General features: G+C 57.2%; 15 protein-coding genes. All 15 read left to right on the top strand.

Annotated elements, in window-relative coordinates:
• Positions 1 to 164: 164 nt before the first annotated feature.
• Positions 165 to 2096, top strand: a complete 1932-nt coding sequence (locus tag NYE48_RS26130) for a methyl-accepting chemotaxis protein (RefSeq protein WP_341000402.1) — start codon at positions 165 to 167, stop codon at positions 2094 to 2096.
• Positions 2097 to 2341: 245 nt separating this feature from the next.
• Positions 2342 to 3949, top strand: coding sequence for a spore germination protein (locus NYE48_RS26125; RefSeq protein ID WP_212951100.1), 1608 nt, complete (start codon positions 2342 to 2344; stop codon positions 3947 to 3949).
• Between the two features lie 6 nt (positions 3950 to 3955).
• Entirely contained in the window at positions 3956 to 5152 is a 1197-nt protein-coding gene (locus NYE48_RS26120) for a Ger(x)C family spore germination protein (protein ID WP_341000401.1), read from the top strand.
• On the top strand, positions 5145 to 5360 hold the full coding sequence (locus tag NYE48_RS26115; protein WP_036706286.1) for a hypothetical protein: 216 nt from the start codon (positions 5145 to 5147) through the stop codon (positions 5358 to 5360). Before NYE48_RS26120 ends, NYE48_RS26115 begins: the two co-directional genes overlap by 8 nt.
• A gap of 57 nt (positions 5361 to 5417) precedes the next feature.
• On the top strand, positions 5418 to 6530 hold the full coding sequence (locus tag NYE48_RS26110; RefSeq protein WP_212951096.1) for a GerAB/ArcD/ProY family transporter: 1113 nt from the start codon (positions 5418 to 5420) through the stop codon (positions 6528 to 6530).
• Positions 6531 to 6611: 81 nt separating this feature from the next.
• The gene (locus tag NYE48_RS26105) at positions 6612 to 7142 is read left to right on the top strand and encodes a DUF2062 domain-containing protein (protein ID WP_036706290.1); all 531 of its coding nucleotides are present in this window, start codon (positions 6612 to 6614) and stop codon (positions 7140 to 7142) included.
• A gap of 119 nt (positions 7143 to 7261) precedes the next feature.
• The gene (locus NYE48_RS26100; RefSeq protein WP_341000400.1) at positions 7262 to 8080 is read left to right on the top strand and encodes a uroporphyrinogen-III synthase; all 819 of its coding nucleotides are present in this window, start codon (positions 7262 to 7264) and stop codon (positions 8078 to 8080) included.
• Between the two features lie 190 nt (positions 8081 to 8270).
• A complete protein-coding gene (locus tag NYE48_RS26095; protein ID WP_036706297.1) occupies positions 8271 to 8909 on the top strand; it encodes a ThuA domain-containing protein in 639 nt (212 codons plus the stop codon).
• 108 nt (positions 8910 to 9017) lie between these two features.
• Positions 9018 to 9359, top strand: coding sequence for a phasin family protein (locus NYE48_RS26090; protein WP_341000399.1), 342 nt, complete (start codon positions 9018 to 9020; stop codon positions 9357 to 9359).
• Between the two features lies 1 nt (position 9360).
• Positions 9361 to 11031, top strand: a complete 1671-nt coding sequence (locus NYE48_RS26085; protein WP_341000398.1) for an ABC1 kinase family protein — start codon at positions 9361 to 9363, stop codon at positions 11029 to 11031.
• Between the two features lie 232 nt (positions 11032 to 11263).
• The gene (locus NYE48_RS26080; protein ID WP_341000397.1) at positions 11264 to 12676 is read left to right on the top strand and encodes a DEAD/DEAH box helicase; all 1413 of its coding nucleotides are present in this window, start codon (positions 11264 to 11266) and stop codon (positions 12674 to 12676) included.
• Positions 12677 to 12933: 257 nt separating this feature from the next.
• Positions 12934 to 13344: a YjdF family protein gene (locus NYE48_RS26075; RefSeq protein WP_212949750.1), complete on the top strand. Its 411-nt coding sequence runs from the start codon at positions 12934 to 12936 to the stop codon at positions 13342 to 13344.
• Positions 13345 to 13366: 22 nt separating this feature from the next.
• Positions 13367 to 13843: a glutathione peroxidase gene (locus tag NYE48_RS26070; RefSeq protein ID WP_212949752.1), complete on the top strand. Its 477-nt coding sequence runs from the start codon at positions 13367 to 13369 to the stop codon at positions 13841 to 13843.
• A 209-nt stretch (positions 13844 to 14052) separates the two neighbouring features.
• Positions 14053 to 16116 (top strand): molybdopterin-containing oxidoreductase family protein, encoded by a 2064-nt coding sequence (locus NYE48_RS26065; RefSeq protein WP_341000396.1) that lies wholly within the window; start codon positions 14053 to 14055, stop codon positions 16114 to 16116.
• Positions 16117 to 16315: 199 nt separating this feature from the next.
• A complete protein-coding gene (locus tag NYE48_RS26060; protein WP_339322596.1) occupies positions 16316 to 17542 on the top strand; it encodes an MFS transporter in 1227 nt (408 codons plus the stop codon).
• Positions 17543 to 17562: the final 20 nt, after the last annotated feature.

Here is a 17562-nt window from a genome sequence, read left to right as displayed (position 1 = left end):
AATAGTTGAAAAAAATTTGTGTGCTTTTCCGATATATTATGAAGAAGTGCCCAAATAACTATGTCCTTGGTATGTCGTTGTTTACATGCCTTAAGTCCTAATGATGCAGAAAGGAAAATGCCATTGTGAAACGATTTTCAATTTCCATTAAGAGAAAGCTATTCATGACGTATCTTATCGTTTTGCTCGTCCCCAGCTTCATGATCGGCATTCTATCCTACCAATCCGCCAAAAACGCAAATGCGAAGGAATTGATGAACAGCGCGCTCGAAAGCACGAAATCGGCCGACAATATCATCTCCCAGAACATCCAGGCGAAAATGAACGATATCGAATATCTGCTGAAGCAGCCCCATTTGGAACGGGCCATCGGCGATCCGCTCGGAAAGGGAGGGGAACTGAAGCTGCAGCTGCGTGAATACATGGATATGCATTCCGACGTGAAGGACGTCGTTCTGGGCATCGAGGGCGGTTATTTCGTCCGCGCTTCCGAAGATCCTCTGCCGCAGCAATATGACGTCACGAAGCAGAACTGGTATATCCAGTCTTTAAAGCAAGGGGACAAGCCGGTCGTATCGCCGGTATTCCAGGCAGCCAACGGAAAGATGGCCGTGTCGATCTCGCAGGCGGCTCCGTCCGGGAAAGGCGTTCTCTCGATCGAGCTGAATCTCGACAATATCCGGACGCTCACCAATATGAAGCTTGGCAACAAAGGATACATATTCATTACCGACCAGGACCAAAACTACGTCGTCCATCCGAAATATACCGGCAAAAAGGCGGAGGGCGAATTTCTCAAACCGCTTTACGGCAAGTCTGAGGGCAACTTCTCATATACCTTTGAAAATGAGGAACGCCGCCTCGCTTTTACGACGAACAGGCTGACCGGGTGGAAGGTGGCCGGATCGATGTTCGAGGCCGACATTGAAGCGTCCGCGCACGGAATCCGCAATTCGGTGATCATCGTGATGACGGCGTCCATCTTGGCGGCGCTGGCGATCATCTTCTTGAACGTCCGGTCGATCATCCGTCCGATCAGCAAGCTGACGCAGGCGACGGAGCGGATCAGCCAAGGGGATCTGACGGCACGGATCGATACCTCCAGCAGGGACGAGATCGGCCACCTCAGCCGGCATTTCCAAGCGATGGTGGACAACCTTCGGAGCATGATCGTCAACGTCCAGGAAATTACCGGACAGGTAAGCCTGTCCGCCAAAGGATTGTCGACGAGCGCCGACCAGACGACCCAAGCGATCGAAACCGTGACGGAAGCGATACAGGAAGTAGCCGCGGGAAGCGAACAGCAGCTTCGCAGCGTGGAGCTAAGCATGGGCAGCATGGACATCATGTCCACGCAGTCGGAGCGAATCCGCACCCACATGGATGATGCCTCGTCCAAAATGGAGCGGACCACACGGTCGGCCGAGGAAGGCAACGCCGCGGTCGAAGACGTCACGGGCAAAATGGGCGAAATCCATGCCACCGTTCACGAGCTGGACGAAGTCGTCATGCATATGAGCGAACGTACCGGCCGAATCGGGGAAATCGTCACGCTCATGGCGGAAATCGCCAAGCAGACCAATTTGCTTGCGCTGAACGCCTCCATCGAGGCGGCGCGTGCAGGTGAGCACGGGAAAGGCTTTGCGGTCGTGGCCGTCGAGGTCCGCAAGCTGGCGGAACAGTCCGGCCATTCGGCGAAGCGCATCGAAGAATTGGTGGCGGGCATGCGTTCGGAAATGCAGCGGGTGCTTGCGGCGATGGGAGATGCCAAGGGCCGGGTGGCCGAAGGCATGGAAGCCGCAGACATTACGGGCAGATCGTTCACCCGGATCCTCAAAGCGGTTCAAGGCGCGGCGGAAGGCATCCACTCCGCGGCGGAAGCTTCGAGAGAGCTTGCGCGGAACGGTGAAAGCGCCGTGGAGGCGATCCGCCATATCCGGAGCCTGTCGGAGGTGGCGGCCGATAATACGCAGTCGGTATCGGCTTCCGCCCAGGAACAGCTTGCGTCCATCGAAGAAATCGCTTCTTCCGCCGAGCATTTGAGCAGCCTGGCCGAGAAGCTGCAGCATTTGGTGGCCAAATTTAAAATCGAATAAAGGTCTCCCGGCAGGGAAAAGGTCGTGCCCATGACAGGCACGGCTTTTTTTTCGCGCATTTGACCGAATGATATCCTTCGACTTTCCCGCAAAGCAACTCAACCGGCCGAGCGGTCGAGGTCTGCTTTTGCGGGCATGTTCATTTTTTTGGGGTGCCGGCGCCGGCAACACATAATTTATCCAATTTTGGCACAACCTATGGCTCATACGTCCATATTATAGCCGGCATACGAGGGGGTTAGAACATGAGTAAACGCGGAAAGAACCCCGGAAGCAGCGCTCAAGGGCTTGCCTCCGGCACTCCGCTCGGGCTCCCCTCTCCCCCTTGGGAGAAGCTGGAGATCCAGAAAAGCCTCGATCAGAACATCCAGACCTTAAAAACGATTTTTAGAGACTGCTCGGATATGGTATTCCGCTCCATCGAAATCGCTCCGGGCATCAATGCATTCATTGCTTACGTGGAGGGCATCGTGCTCTCGCTGGAGCTTGAAGGGCATATACTTGAGCCGATCGTCGAAGCGTACATGCGGATGAAAAATGAACATCCTCCGGAGCAGATCAAAGCTGCCGATCTGGAACCGCTGGAAAATACCCGCGTTTCCCTGCCGCAGGTGATGAGCGCCACGAAATGGATCGACGCGGTGGAGGGCATCCTCAATTCCAGCGTGGCGGTGTTCGTGGACGGCCTGAGCGAAGCGCATCTGTTCAACATCAAGGGCGGCATCCGGCGCCCGGTCCAAGAGCCGGAGACGGAATCGGTCATCCGGGGCCCGCGCGAAGGATTTACCGAAATGATCCGCATCAATACGGCGCTCGTCCGGTTCAAGGTGAAGACGCCGAATCTCAAGATGTACCGCATGGTGCTGGGGACGGATACCAAGACGGACATCGTCGTTTCTTATATCGAAGGCCTTGCGGATCCAAAGATGGTGAACGACGTCAAAAACAGGCTCAAGGACATTAAAATCGACGGGGTGCTCGAATCGGGCTACATCGAAGAAATGATCGAGGACCACCCGTATTCGCCGTTTCCGCAAATGCTCTATACGGAGCGGCCGGACAGCGTCGCGGCGCAGCTGCTTGAAGGCCGGTGCGCCATTTTCGTGGACGGGACGCCGCTCGTGCTGATCGCGCCCGTGACGTTTTTCCAGTTGATGCAGGCGAACGAGGATTATTACGAACGTTTTTTCATCACGAATTTCATCCGGTGGATCCGGTATATCTTTCTGTTTATCGCATTGTTTCTGCCATCCCTCTACATTGCGGTCACGACGTTCCATCAGGACATGCTGCCGACGACGCTTGTCCTGAGCATCGCCGCGGCGCGGGAGGCCATTCCTTTTCCGGCGCTGGTCGAAGCGTTAATGATGGAAATATCCTTTGAAGCGCTGCGCGAAGCCGGGATTCGATTGCCGAAGACGGTCGGCCAGGCGGTCAGCATCCTCGGTGCGCTGGTCATCGGGCAGGCGGCCGTCCAGGCAGGGATCGTTTCGGCGCCGATGGTTATCATCGTCTCGATGACGGGGATTGCGTCCTTTACGATCCCCCATTTCAATCTGGCGATCACGATTCGCCTGCTGCGTTTTCCGCTGATGCTGCTGGCAGGCGTGCTGGGGCTTTTCGGCATTATCCTCGGCATTACCTGGATTCTCGTTCACGTGACGCAGTTGTCTTCGCTTGGCGTTCCGTACATGTCGGGCGTCAGCCCGTTCCATGGGCAGGACCACAAAGATATTTTCGTTCGCGTCCCATGGTGGAAAATGCGTACGCGGCCGTCCTGGCTGTCGAAGAAAAATTCGGAGCGGGAAAAGCCGGATATCAACGGCAACCCCGTTTCCGACAAGGTATGGTGATGTTGGATGAAAAAAATACGTGCCGCAGGGCTGCTGCTGAGCGTGTCCGTCGCTCTTACCGGCTGCTGGGACCGCACCGAGATTAACGACGTTGCGTTCGTGATCGGCTCCTGCGTGGACAAAGAAGGCGATCAGGTCCGGAGCACGCTGCAAATCGCGCTTCCCGGCAGTTTGGGCGGGAGCGGGAGCGAAGGCGGCGGAGGCGGAACGGCCGGGAACAAAAAGTACTATCTGGAATCGAAGAAGGGAATCACGCTCCGCAACTCCAACCTGGAAATCCAAGCGGGTAACTCGCGGAGACTCTCTTTCGCCCACCGCAGAACGCTGCTGGTCGGAGAGGAATTCGCCAGAGGGGGCATCAGCGAAATGCTCGACCTATTCGCGCGCATTCCGCAAAACCGGCTTTCGTCCCTGGTCGCGATCACGGAAGGGCCCGCCTATAAAATCATGGACGCGGCCGCGCCGATGGAACAGTTCCCGAGCGAAATGATCCGCGAGTTGATGAATGAATTCACGAAAACGCCAGTCACGCTTAAAGTCCTCGCCAACGATCTGCTGACAACCGGCGTTGACGTAGTTTTGCCTTACATTTCGCTGCAGCAGGCCGTTCCCGATAATATCGGGGACCAGAACGAAAAAAAGAACATTCAAATTACCGGTCTCGCCCTGTTCAAAGATGACCGTCTCGTAGGGGTCATGAAGGGACCGGAAATAAAAATGATCAATTTGGCCATGAATCAGTCTACGACATCGGACGTGGCGGTGCCGAGCCCCAGCGGGAAAGGATACATCACGATCACGTTCATCGAAAACCTGGTGACGTTAAGACCCGTAATCCACGGCGACAACATTACGATGCACATAGACATTTTGGCCAAGGGAGGGGTCATCGAGAACAACTCCAACTACATTCTAGGCGATGAAAAACATATGAACCGGCTGGAGCAGGAGGCAAGCAAGGTGATCATCGCCCAGATCAAGACCGGGCTTCATAAACTTCAAGACCAGTACCATACCGATATCCTCGGATTCGGCCGGACGATACACCAAAAAAATCCGAAAGCCTGGGACCGCTTTAAGGACCGCTGGGATGAGCTTTACCCGAACGTCAAGGTCGTGGTCAACACCAATCTGCATATCGAAAACATCGGGGCGGTAAACAAACCGTTCGGCAGAAAGGACGTAAAACTGAAACATGATTAAAATTCTGATTATTTACGTGATTGCCTCCGCGATCATTTTGATTACGGACTTCAAGGTGATTCGCGATCTTCCCAAAATCAACCGCTGGTTCACCTATATTTTCCTGCTGGCGGGGATGGGCATTTTCGCTTATACGCTGCAGATCAGCCGCGTCGTGTATGCTTCCGTATGGTTGCAGAAATGGCTTGGCCCGCTAGTGCCTTTTTAGGATCGGGATTTGCGAAAAACCCCGGACATTAAGTCAGGTGAAGGAGGAACGTTTGACGTGCAAAAAATCACCGCCCGCCAAATCGTGCTGCTCGGCATGATCTACGTGATTAATACAACGGCGCTGAACGTGCCGAACCAGTTGGTTTCCAGGGCCCACCAGCATGCTTTTATCAGTTTTCTGGTATCCGGCGCCCTAATTCTGGTGCTGTTGTATATGCTGACCCGCAGCTCCCTGCGGTTTCCCGGCCAAAATCTGTTCGAGTCGCTCATCAGCCGGTTCCCGGCACTCGGCCGGGTGCTGGTGGTGCTGTACATGCTGTTTTTCTTTATGATTCTCGTACGGGACATCCGGATCGTTTCGGATTTTACGAACGTCGTGCTCCTGCCGATTACTCCGCTCCTCATTACGGCGCTCTGCGTTACCGCGACCGTTATTTACATTGCCCGGGGCGGAGCCAGGACGGTCCTGGGGATCACGGAGCTATACGGCCCGATCATCATTATCGTGTTCGCCTTGATGCCGGTCATCGCCTTGCGGGACTTCAACTTTGGGCTGATGCGGCCCCTGCTGCATGTCGATTGGGGGAGAGTGACCGAGGGGAGCTGGATATCCGTCGCGTACATCGGGCAGATGCTGATTCTTCCGTTCATTTTTTCCGGCAAGGATTTCAGATTCAAGTACGGTTTCTATGCCACGCTGCTCGTCGTCGGGATGTTGGCTGCCGCGGTGATCATGGACATTCTTTTGCTTGGGGTGGAGATTACCGAGCGAATGATGTACCCCACGTACGAACTGGTTCGGCAGCTGCGTATTACAGACTTTCTGGACCGTTTCGACCTGATCGTGGTGGCGTTGTGGTACCCGGGGATGCTGCTGAACCTGGCCATCAGCTTGTATATCATTTGCTACGGCCTGAAACTCGTCATTCCGCCGGTATCGGGAAAAATGATGGCGGCGCCGATCGGCCTGCTTGCCTACAGCTGCGCCTTTTGGTTTTATTCCAACTCGATCGAGCTGTTTAACTTCAACGAGGTATGGACGCTGATTGCCCTTTTCTTCATCCTTGTCCTGCCGATCCTGATTTTTCTCGTTCACCATCCTGCAAAAAACGTGAAGAGAAGGGAACACGGCGGCGACGTATCGTTAGAAAAAGGGGCCCGGAAATGATACAATGGGCATAAGGGCAGGCCATGACGGTACGGCTCTCCATGCGGCTTGACGCCGCCACGGGTTATGAAGGGTGATCGCATGATAAAAAAACAAAAGAAATACAACCTGTTCCATAAATTTTCGCGGAAGCTGCGCTTCAATATGATCAAGCTGTTCCGTTCCCCGGGCGGAGCCAGGAAGGTTTCGCTCGGATTCGCGATCGGGTTCGGGCTCGAAATGATCGTCATTTCGACCGGATCGCTCGTGTATCTTATTTTTTATCCCACCGTCAGACTTGCCGGAGGATCGCTCCCCGCCGCCATTATCGGCAACGTCATCGGCAAGCTGACCTTCCTGCCTATCGTATTGCTTCCTTTTGCCAAAAAAATCGGGGAATGGCTGTTTCCGAAAAAAATGATCGACGTGCCCATGCAGGAGCATGCCTGGCGCAATTTGCTGCAAGGGGATTTTACGATCTTCAAGCATCTGCTGCAGGGAGGCCTGCACGTATTGATCGGCATGTCCGTCTTCGGGCTTGTCCTCGGAGTCGCCTCCTATTTTGTCGTTCGGTATTTGTACAACCAGCGGCTCAAGCACCGCTTGTCCAAGAGGGCGGGCGCGCCGATGTAGGACCGTATTACGACGTGTGCGGCCGAAAGCCATAAAACTCGGAAAACTCCTTTCCCTCGTTCTTCCCGTCAAGTATACTGTTCAAAACAGATTCGCTTCCGGGAGAGGAGAATACGTCAATGGGAAACCGATTGGCTGGTAAAACAATTGCCTTAACGGGTCCGCGCAAAGCGGAGGACATGGTCAAAATCGTTGGAAAAATGGGCGGTGCGGCCCTCGTTCGGCCTGCCCAAGGCACGGTGTTTCTGGATGACGAAAAGGTGCGGGGCGACCTGGCGGATTGGATCGGGTCTCCTCCGGACTGGACGATCCTGACGACCGGCATGGGGCTGGATGCGTTGTTCGCCGTTTCGGCCGAGATGGGCGCGGAAGAGGATTTTCTCGATGCGCTGCGGCGATCGTCGCTGGCCGCGAGAGGGTACAAAACCGTAAACGCCCTGCGCAAAAGAGGGCTCGAAGCTCTCGTCCGCGACGATGACGGCAGCACGTCGGGCCTCATCCGCGGGCTTGCCGAATATCCGCTTCGGGACGCGGAGGTCGTGCTGCAGCTTCACGGCGATCCGGCGCCGAAGCTGGAAGCGTGGCTCGCGGAGCAGGGCGCGAAGGTCCGGAAGGTACTGCCTTATCGGCATACCCCGCCTGAGCCGGAGCAGCTGGAGCGGCTGCTCGGGGACATTTTGACCGGCGCGGTCGACGCCGCCGCCTTCACGAGCGCCCCGCAAATCCGCAATTTGGCGGAATACGCTAGGCGCCAGGGCAAACTTGAGGCGCTGATAGCCGCCTTCGAAGGGCCCGTCGTCGCCGCGGCCGTCGGCAAGCTGACGGCGCAGGCGCTGCGGGAGGAAGGCATCGCGCGGGTCGTGTATCCGTCCGGGGACGAGCGGATGGGCAGCATGCTTGTCGAGCTTGCGCGTTATTTTCAGACGCAGGATGCGTAAAAATCATATTCGGTGTATTGGTTCAGGCATGAAAGCCATAGAGGGATGCGGACGAAAGCGGCATCCCTTTTTAATTAGGTTCCCTGCGAAAGGGCGTCGATCCGCCCGCACGTGATTCATGCATTCAAAATTGTGGAATATGACAATATAAGAATAGCCAAGAATGCGTTTTACCGAAGGAGGAACAGCTTTGTACAATAAAAAAAGCATTTTGCTCGGCGACTATACCCATCCGAAATTCCATCCGCTGCAGGGCGTGGACGCGCAGATCAGCTACATACTGAACGAGGTCATTTCGGTCCAATGCAGCGAAAACAAAAATTTGCTGCTTCTCGAGCATCTGAAGCCGTTTGACCTGTGCATCTGCTATTTCGACCTGTGGGACGATCAGGTTTCAAAGCAGCAAACGTCGGGTCTTCTTTCTTATGTCAGCCAGGGGGGAGGTTTGCTGGTGCTGCATAACGGCCTATCGCTGGGGAACCGCCGTTATGAGCTGGCTCAGCTGATGGGCGGCCGTTTTGACGGGCATCCGCCGATTCAGCCGATCTCCTTCCGCGTGAGCGGGGAACATCCCGTGACGGAAGGCGTCGAACCGTTCGAACTCGAGGAGGAGCCTTACCAAATCCAGTTCGATCCGCTGACGGAAAAAGAGGTGCTGCTTGAATACAAGCTTGGGGAAGATTGGTACCCGGCTGCCTGGACCCATGAATACGGCCTTGGCAGAGTCGTTTATTTCATGCCGGGCCATCATGAGCCGACGTTCCAGCACCCGCAAATCCGCAAGCTCATCCTGCAGGCGGCCCGTTGGGCGGCCCATCTTCCCGGCTAAGTTTCGGAAGGAAACGGATTTTTTGGCGGCGTCAGAATAAAGGTCTTTTAAATACGTAAGGCGATTTCAGGGTATAATAAGGGAAAATGAACCATGGGAGGGAATATGATGAGTGATCTGTTGAAAAAAGCCATCTCGCTCGGATGGGGCCTGACCATCGTCAGCAAGGAAAAAATCGAAAAAACGGTCGAAGAGTTGGTGAAGCGCGGCGAACTGGCGCCCACGGAATCCAAGGACCTGATCGAACGGCTGGTCGAACGCGGCGAGGAGGAGAAGTCCCAGTTCAAAGATTTTCTGAGGGAGCAAGTCCAGCGGATTTTGACAGAGCTTCATGTACCTTCCGGAAAGCAGGTTGCCGATCTGGAGCGGCGCATCGGAGAGCTGGAGCGAAAGCTCGCCGAACGCGAAGGGACCGCCGGGGAGCCGACGCCGGGAACGGGACATTCGTGATATGGCCGTCCGCATCAGGCATACCGGTCGTTACCGGGAAATCGCCATGGCGCTTATGCGTCATGGCTTTGGCTACATGGTGGAGGAATTGGGACTGTTTCAGATGCTGTCCTTGCCGCGGCGCCGGCTGAAGCATGAGCAAACGGAGACGAAAACGCTCGGCGAGCGGATCCGTCTCGTGCTGGAGGATTTGGGGCCGACGTTCGTGAAGCTTGGGCAGCTTGCGAGCACGCGCTCGGATTTGCTGCCGGATACCGTGATCAGGGAGCTGGTGAAGCTGCAGGATCAGGTTCCCCCTTTCCCGGCGAAAGCAGCCCGAAGCATTCTGGAAGAAGAACTGGAGGCGCCGGTTGACGAGGTGTTCGCTCGTTTTGACGACGTTCCGGTTGCCGCCGCTTCCATCGGGCAGGTCCATTTGGGCAAGCTGAAATCGGGGGAAGCGGTGGCCGTCAAAATCCAGCGCCCCGGCGCGCTGCAAACCATTACGCGCGATTTGGCGATTTTGCGGGATCTGTCCCAGATCGCCGAAAAACGGTGGGAATGGGCCAGACGGTACCAGCTGACCAAAATCGTCGAGGAATTTTCCAAATCCCTGCTGGCGGAAATGGATTACAGCCGCGAAGGCCGCAACACGGAAAAAATAGCGCTGCAATTTCAGGACGACCCTTACATTTTCATCCCGCGGATTTTCTGGCAGTATTCTTCTTCGCGGGTCATGACGATGGAGTATGTGGAGGGCATTACGCTCAGCCAGCCCGAGCAATTGGAACCATCGGGATTCGATCCGAAGCTGATCGCCAAACGTTTCGTCAACGCCATGCTGCATCAGATATTCATGGAGGGTTTTTTCCATGCCGACCCGCATCCGGGCAACCTGATCCTCCGGAAGGACGGCAGCCTGGCCTTCCTCGACTTCGGGATGGTCGGACGTCTTAGCAGCGATATGAAGGATCATTTATCCGAACTTATTATTGCTCTTATGCGTAAAAATACGGACAGCATGGTCCGCGCGATCCTGCATCTCGGCCTGCTGCCGGAAGACAATGATCTGGATGCGCTGCGAAGGGACCTGGACACGCTCCGGGACGAATATTACGACATGCCTTTCTCCGAGATCGGCATCGGCAAGGCGCTCAGCGACCTGTTCGGGGTAGCCCAGCGGCATGCGATCATGATGCCCCCGGATCTGACGCTGCTCGGCAAGGCGCTGCTCACGATGGAGGGCGTCATTCAGAAGCTCGATCCGGAGCTGAGCATCATCGACATGGCGGAGCCGTTCGGAAAGAAGCTGATCAAGGATCGGTTCAGCCCCCGCCGTATCCGCGGCAAGCTGCTCGGAAGCGCGGCCGGGCTGGCCGAGGCGCTGCTGGATATGCCTTCCCAGGCGAGACATCTCTCCGCTTTGTTCAGCAAAGGCAAACTGAAGGTGGAGATCAGCATGCCGGAGATGGAATCGCTGATGCGCAAGCTGGACCAAATCAGCAACAGGCTGTCCTTCAGCATCGTGCTGCTGGCCTTCAGCATCATCATGGTCGGGCTGATCATCGGGTCCTCCATGAACCGGCAGTCTTCGATTTTATGGCATTTTCCGGTGATCGGCATCGGTCTGGGCGTCGCGTTCCTGTTGGTCGTATGGCTGCTGTACGCCATTTTCAAATCGGGCAAATTTTAAGTCCGGGCCGTGGCGGCGGATCAAATCGGGATTACCCGGCAAAAGGTGAGTAATGACGGCGGACCGCGGAGGTCACGATGGCCTGCCGGCAAATCCGGCAAATCCGGAATGATTCGGCAAACGGGTTTGGGGGCGGAGTCGCCAACTTGCGGCATATCCGTTACAATAAGTATTTTGAAGATGGATTCGAAACAGGGACAAACGAAAAAGTGAACATAACGAGGTGGATGTTTTGCCAAATTTTTTAGAGCTGGGCATCAAGGAAACATGGGTTTCCGCCCTGAAAGAGAACGGGATTGCCGTGCCGACGCCGGTGCAGGCGGAGACGATTCCGCTGGCGCTGGCCGAACGGGACGTCATCGCCCGCGCCAAAACCGGAACGGGGAAGACGCTGGCTTTCCTGCTGCCGATCATGCAGAAACTGGACCCGGGCCGTCCTTTCCCGCAGGCCCTGATCATTGCGCCGACGAGGGAGCTGGCGCTGCAGATCACGGAGGAAGCGCGGAAGCTGGCGCGGGGCACTGAGATCCGCATCCTTGCGGTATACGGAGGCCAGGACGTGGAGAAGCAGCTGCGCAAGCTGGAAGGCGGGCGGCATCTCATTATCGGTACGCCGGGACGGCTGAACGATCATCTTCGCCGCGGCACGCTGGAGCTGGGCGGGGTCAAAACGCTCGTGCTGGACGAAGCCGACCAGATGCTGCATATGGGCTTCCTGGACGAGGTGGAGACGGTCATCCAGGCGCTCCCGTACCATCGGCAGACGCTGCTGTTTTCCGCCACGATGCCGGCCGAAGTCAAGCGGCTCGCTTCTTTTTATACCCGCGACGCCGAAGACGTCACGATCAAGGTGGAACATTCCCCGGTGCCGCTGAAGTCCATTCGCCAGCTGGTCGTCGAAGTGACGGATCGGACCAAACAGCAGGCGCTGGTCTCGATGATTGAAATGTACCGTCCGTACCTCGCGATCATATTCTGCCGCACCAAACGCCGGGCATCGGCGCTGAACGCGGCGCTGCTGGAGCAGGGGTATGAGTCCGACGAACTGCATGGCGACTTGTCGCAAGCTAAACGGGAGCAGGTCATGAAACGTTTCCGCGAAGCCAAGCTGCAGCTGCTGGTAGCCACGGACGTGGCGGCAAGGGGGCTGGACGTCGAGGGCGTAACCCACGTCTTTAACTACGACATGCCGCATGAGGTCGACAGCTACATCCACCGCATTGGCCGCACGGGCCGTGCCGGCGGAAAAGGGATGGCCATCACGCTGGCATCCCCGAAGGACAAGGGGGACTTGCAGCGCATTGAGCAGGGCATCCAGTACACCATTGAGCGCCGCCGGTATGAAAAGGACGGAGCGATCGTGGAAGCGCGCGGTCCTCGTCCGGCCGAAGGACGGGCCCCCGGCCGCCGGAAAGAGCAGGAAGGCGGGCGCGGCGGCGCCGCCGGTTCGAGCCGGGGCGGGCAAAGCCGTTCCCGCCGCGAGGATAAGCCGGCCCGGGCTTCCTCCCGCAAGGGGGACGTCCGCGGCGGTGCCAAGCGCGGAGCCCCGGGCGGCGGCAAACAGGGTCGCGGCGCATCCCAGGCGCAAGGCCGGAGAGGCCGCGGCGACGCTTCCGGACGCCGGGGCGGAAGAGCGGGACGTTAACATCAACGGATTCATGAACCGAAAAGCGCGGTTTTGCGCTTTTTCGGTTCATTTTTTTTTGCCGGGCGTCGATCCGGGCCGAACGCTTGCCGCGGCTTGCACTCGGCTTCGACTTGTGTATGATGGAATTAGAACGCAAAAACACGGCCCGGTTGGTAGTCCGGGCGCACGAGGCGGCGGCCCGGCGCCGTCCCGTGTCAGTAACCTTCCCCCCTCGGGATGTCCGGCGTTCCCATGTTGAACAGAGGGGGAGTACCATGAAATTAACGGTATTTTTCGAAGAACCATATTGGGTTGGAATCGTGGAAGTGGAGAAGGACGGCAAGCTGCTGGCGGGCAGGCATATTTTCGGCGGGGAGCCTTCGCTTCCGGAAGTATGGGAATTTGTCCTGCACGGGCTTTCTTCCGTGGCGGACCGGTTGTCTTGCGGCGTCGATATCGCCGAGGCAACGCAGCCGAAGGCTAACCCGAAAAGGCTCGCCCGGCTTGCGGCCAGGGAGTCCAGGGGACGCGGAGTCAGCTCGGCAAGCCAGGAAGCCATCAAGCAGGAGCTTGATTTGCGCAAGCGGGAAAAAACGCGTCTCTCCAAAGAGCTGCGGGAAGCCCAGGCGAAGCGCAAACGGGAAATTGCCGTTCAAAAAGCCAAAGCCAAACACCGGGGAAGATAATCCATGAAAGCGGGGGAAGAACATGTCGGTATATACGTATTCAGCCGCCACGCCGGCGGGCAAGGAAGTCTCTCTGGAGGAGTACAAGGGCAAGGTGCTGGTCATTGCCAATACGGCAAGCCAATGCGGTCTGACGCCGCAGTACGGCGACCTGCAAAAGCTGTATGAACGTTACCGGGACCAGGGGCTCGTCATCCTCGGTTTTCCGTGCAACCAATTCGGGGCACAGGAGCCCGGCAGCAGCGAGGAAGCCGCTTCGTTTTGCCAATTGAATTACGGGGTAACGTTCCCCGTATTCGCGAAAATCGACGTCAACGGCGAAGCCGAGCACCCGCTTTTTGCCTATTTGAAGGAGCAGCAGCCCGGAACCGCGGAAAGCAGCGATATCCAGTGGAACTTCACGAAGTTTCTGGTGAACCGCAGCGGCGAGGTCGTCGCACGCTATGAACCGCGCGAAGATCCGGAAGCGATGGCGGGGGCCATCGAACAGCTGCTGTAGACGAACCGAAACGAATCGCAGCCGAACAACGAACATCAGCACGGGGAACCTGCCGCTTTTGCGGCAGGTTTTTCTTTTGGCGAAAACGCCGACGCCCGGTCGGTTTGGCATGGGTGCGGTTTAATTTCTTTTGCGCATTTCCCGCCCGCCCATTAAGATAACTATAGAAGAGCGAACAATCTGGAAGCGACAAGGGGAGTGGAGCGGAAATGATAGACCAAAAAAACGGCGTGTTCCCGGCGGTATGCCCGCTGGATTGCCCCGACACATGCGGCCTGCTGCTGCATAAGGAAGACGGCAAAATCGTCAAGGTTACCGGCAATCCGGAGCATCCGATCACGCAGGGAGCGATTTGCAACAAAGTCCGCAATATGACCGAGCGGATTTATCATAAAGAACGCATTCTGTACCCGCTGAAGCGGACGGGCCCGAAGGGTTCCGGGGAGTTTCAACGGATCTCTTGGGACGAGGCGGTCAGTGAAATCGCGGCGCGGTACCGGGAGCTGATCGACGCATACGGACCGGAGTCCATCTTGCCTTACAGCTTCTACGGCAACATGGGCATCCTCAGCGTCGACGGCATGGACCGCAGGTTTTTCAACGCGCTCGGATCAAGCCGCCTGGACCAAGCGATCTGCAACGCCGCCGGAAACGCCGGCTGGAAATACACGATGGGCTTCAAGGGGGGCACCTCGCCGGAAGATACGGAGCATGCGGATTTGATCATCGTTTGGGGCGGCAATCTGATCAGCACGAACATGCACCAGATCGTCATCGCCGAAAAAGCGCGCAAACGCGGAGCCAAGGTGATCGTCATCGACGTGCACCAAAACCGCACCGCCCAATGGGCGGACTGGTTCATTCCGCTTTATCCGGGGACGGATACGGCGCTTGCGCTGGGCATGATGCACGTCCTGTTCCGCGACGGACTGACGGACGAAGCCTTCCTGAAGCGGTATACCGTAGGGCATGAGGAGCTTCGCGAGCATGTCAGAAGCTACACGCCGGAGCATGTTTCGGCCATCACGGGCGTGCCGGCGGAAGATATCGAGAAGCTGGGGCGCGCGTACGGGGAGGCTTCCGTCTCCTATATCGCGATCGGCAACGGGCTTCAGCACCACGATAACGGGGGCATGAACGTGCGCAGCATCGCCTGCCTGCCGGCGCTGACCGGGCAGTGGCTGAAAAAGGGCGGCGGCGCGGTGAAAACGAACGGCGGTTATCATGCCATGAACAGCGATTATTTGGAGCGGCCGGATTTGCGGCCGAACCCGGGGGCGCGCACCATCAACATGAACCGGATCGGCGAAGCGCTGCATTTGAAGGAGCAGCCGATCAAGGCGGTCTTCGTCTATTGCAGCAATCCGCTGGTCGTTGCCCCCGATACGGAGCGGGTACAGGCCGGCTTCGCCCGCGAGGACCTGTTTACCGTCGTGCACGACCTGTTTATGACCGACACCGCCAAATACGCGGATATCGTGCTGCCAGCGGCCTCGTCGTTCGAGACGACCGATTTGTACGCATCGTATTGGCATCATTACGTACAGCTGCAGGAGCCCGTGATCGAAAGAATCGGGGAAGCCAAAAGCAACGTCGAGCTGTTTGCGATGCTGGGCCGCGCCATGGGGCTGGACGACGAAGCCTTCGCGGAAATGGAAGAAGAGCTGATCGCCGGGGCGCTGAATTACCCGGAGAATCCGTATTTGAACGGTGTGACCCTCGACGCGCTGAAGGAACGGCGCTTCGTGAAGCTCGACATGACGCCGCAAGCAACCTTTTTGGACCGCCTGCCGACGCCTTCCGGAAAAATCGAACTGTATTCGGAAGCGATGAAGGAAGCAGGCCTGCCGCCGCTCCCGGAATATATTCCGCTTCAAGAAGGTTATGACGGCACAAGGCGGCCCGGCGCAAGCGAAGCGTATCCGCTGATGTTCATTTCGCCGCCGAACCATAACTTCCTGAACTCCACTTTTGCCAACGTCGAAAAACACCAGCGGCTGGAGAAGGGGCCAATGCTGCAAATCCACCCGCAGGATGCGGCGGAACGCGGCATCGAAGACGGGGACGACGTCGTCGTTTACAACGACCGCGGACGGCTGGAGCTGAAAGCGCTGGTGACGGACAAGATGCTCCCGGGAACGGTCGTCAGCCAAGGACTGTGGTGGGACGGCAAGGGCCGCAAGCAGCGGGCGAATGCCCTGACTCCGGACCGGCTGGCCGACATGGGGGGCGGAGCGGTATTTTTTTCGACCGTCGTCCAAGTAAAGCGTTAGCAGGCGTCATTGCCAGGGATGCGAAGATCATGGATACTGGTTCTGGGACAAGAAGACCGGATCCGCTTGCGTTTGAAAAAGCCCCTCGGGGCTTTTTTGCATCGGAAAGCCGTCTTCGGGACCGTGGCATCGGAAAGATGCCGGGTGTCCCGCCACAGCTTGTCTAACACGCATTTTGCAAAAGCAGGAGACAAAATACATGAAATTTTTGCAGTCCTATCCGAACGAAGTCAAAATATTTCTCGCCGCCAGCCTGATCAACTCCGCGGGCGGATCGCTGATGTGGCCGCTGACGACGATGTACGTGTTCGACGAGCTTGGGCGCAGCATGGCCGATGCCGGCCTGGTCGTCATGATCCAAGCCTTCGGAGGCATCATCGGCCAGCTTCTGGGCGGGGCGCTGTATCATCGCGTCGGGGTCAAACGGCTGATCGTCGGCTCGCTGGGGTTATGCAGCCTTGGCTTGTTCGCGCTCCCTTTCATCAGCTCGTTTTGGGTCTTGTACATGATCATGATGGGGTTCATCGGGCTGTGCAACGCGGTGTCGATGCCTGCCATCCAGGCCTTCGTCGGCTTTCGGTTCGCGGACCGGCGCGGCGAGCTGTTTAACGTCATTTATGTGGCCAACAACATCGGCGTGGCGCTCGGAACGGCGCTGAGCGGTTTTCTCGCCGACGTGTCGTATCACCTGACCTTTATCCTGAACGGCGCCACCTCTGCCGTGTTTGCTTTGTTTTTCCTGAATTATTTGAACCGGCTCGACAAGCAGGAAGGCCCCGTGCATTTGGCCAAAAAGACCAAAGCCGGCACGGGAGAAAGCGTCCCTGCCCTTCTCGGCAATACGAGGCTTTATTTGTACTTGGGGCTCGGCTCCCTGTTCCTGTGGTTCGGCAACTCGATCTGGAACACGGGGGTTTCGCCGCATATCATTTCCGAAGGGCTGCCGAAACGGGCCTACGGCTTTTTATGGACGCTGAACGGGATCCTCATTTTCGTGGCGCAGCCGGTCACGACCTGGATCAAACGGTGGTTCGCCAAAGAGTCGTCCTCGCAGATGACGGCCAGCGGCCTGTTTTATTTGGCGGCTTACGTGGTCATTCTGATGCTTCCGAGTTATTCCGGGCTCCTGTTTGCGATGGTGCTCGCCACGCTGGGGGAAATGCTCATCTCCCCGGCCGTGCCTGCGTTCATCTCGGATCATGCGCATAAAGCGGCTCCGTTTTACATTGGCGTGACCGGCGGCATGACCGCCCTCGGCCGCATGATCGGCCCCTATTTCATGGGCATCCTGTACGACGGCGGAGGGCTGGCGCCGGTGGCCTGGCTGTCGATCGGCATCGCCGTCGTGGCCGTTCTCTGTTTCGTCGTGCATGCGATGCGCAACAAGGCGGCGGAACGCGCGCTAAGCGAGTCCATCGGCGGATAGGGCAGGAAGATGATTTGCCG

Source organism: Paenibacillus sp. FSL M7-1455 (assembly GCF_038004655.1).
Classification (GTDB): Bacteria; Bacillota; Bacilli; order Paenibacillales; family Paenibacillaceae; genus Paenibacillus_AQ; species Paenibacillus_AQ cookii.
This window is presented reverse-complemented; position numbering and strand designations above follow the sequence as displayed.

Coding starts and splice junctions, on each gene's coding strand:
- NYE48_RS26130 (WP_341000402.1), top strand. CDS start 165: ATGACGTATCTTATCGTTTTGCTCGTCCCCAGCTTCATGATCGGCATT.
- NYE48_RS26125 (WP_212951100.1), top strand. CDS start 2,342: ATGAGTAAACGCGGAAAGAACCCCGGAAGCAGCGCTCAAGGGCTTGCC.
- NYE48_RS26120 (WP_341000401.1), top strand. CDS start 3,956: ATGAAAAAAATACGTGCCGCAGGGCTGCTGCTGAGCGTGTCCGTCGCT.
- NYE48_RS26115 (WP_036706286.1), top strand. CDS start 5,145: ATGATTAAAATTCTGATTATTTACGTGATTGCCTCCGCGATCATTTTG.
- NYE48_RS26105 (WP_036706290.1), top strand. CDS start 6,612: ATGATAAAAAAACAAAAGAAATACAACCTGTTCCATAAATTTTCGCGG.
- NYE48_RS26100 (WP_341000400.1), top strand. CDS start 7,262: ATGGGAAACCGATTGGCTGGTAAAACAATTGCCTTAACGGGTCCGCGC.
- NYE48_RS26090 (WP_341000399.1), top strand. CDS start 9,018: ATGAGTGATCTGTTGAAAAAAGCCATCTCGCTCGGATGGGGCCTGACC.
- NYE48_RS26085 (WP_341000398.1), top strand. CDS start 9,361: ATGGCCGTCCGCATCAGGCATACCGGTCGTTACCGGGAAATCGCCATG.
- NYE48_RS26075 (WP_212949750.1), top strand. CDS start 12,934: ATGAAATTAACGGTATTTTTCGAAGAACCATATTGGGTTGGAATCGTG.
- NYE48_RS26070 (WP_212949752.1), top strand. CDS start 13,367: ATGTCGGTATATACGTATTCAGCCGCCACGCCGGCGGGCAAGGAAGTC.
- NYE48_RS26065 (WP_341000396.1), top strand. CDS start 14,053: ATGATAGACCAAAAAAACGGCGTGTTCCCGGCGGTATGCCCGCTGGAT.
- NYE48_RS26060 (WP_339322596.1), top strand. CDS start 16,316: ATGAAATTTTTGCAGTCCTATCCGAACGAAGTCAAAATATTTCTCGCC.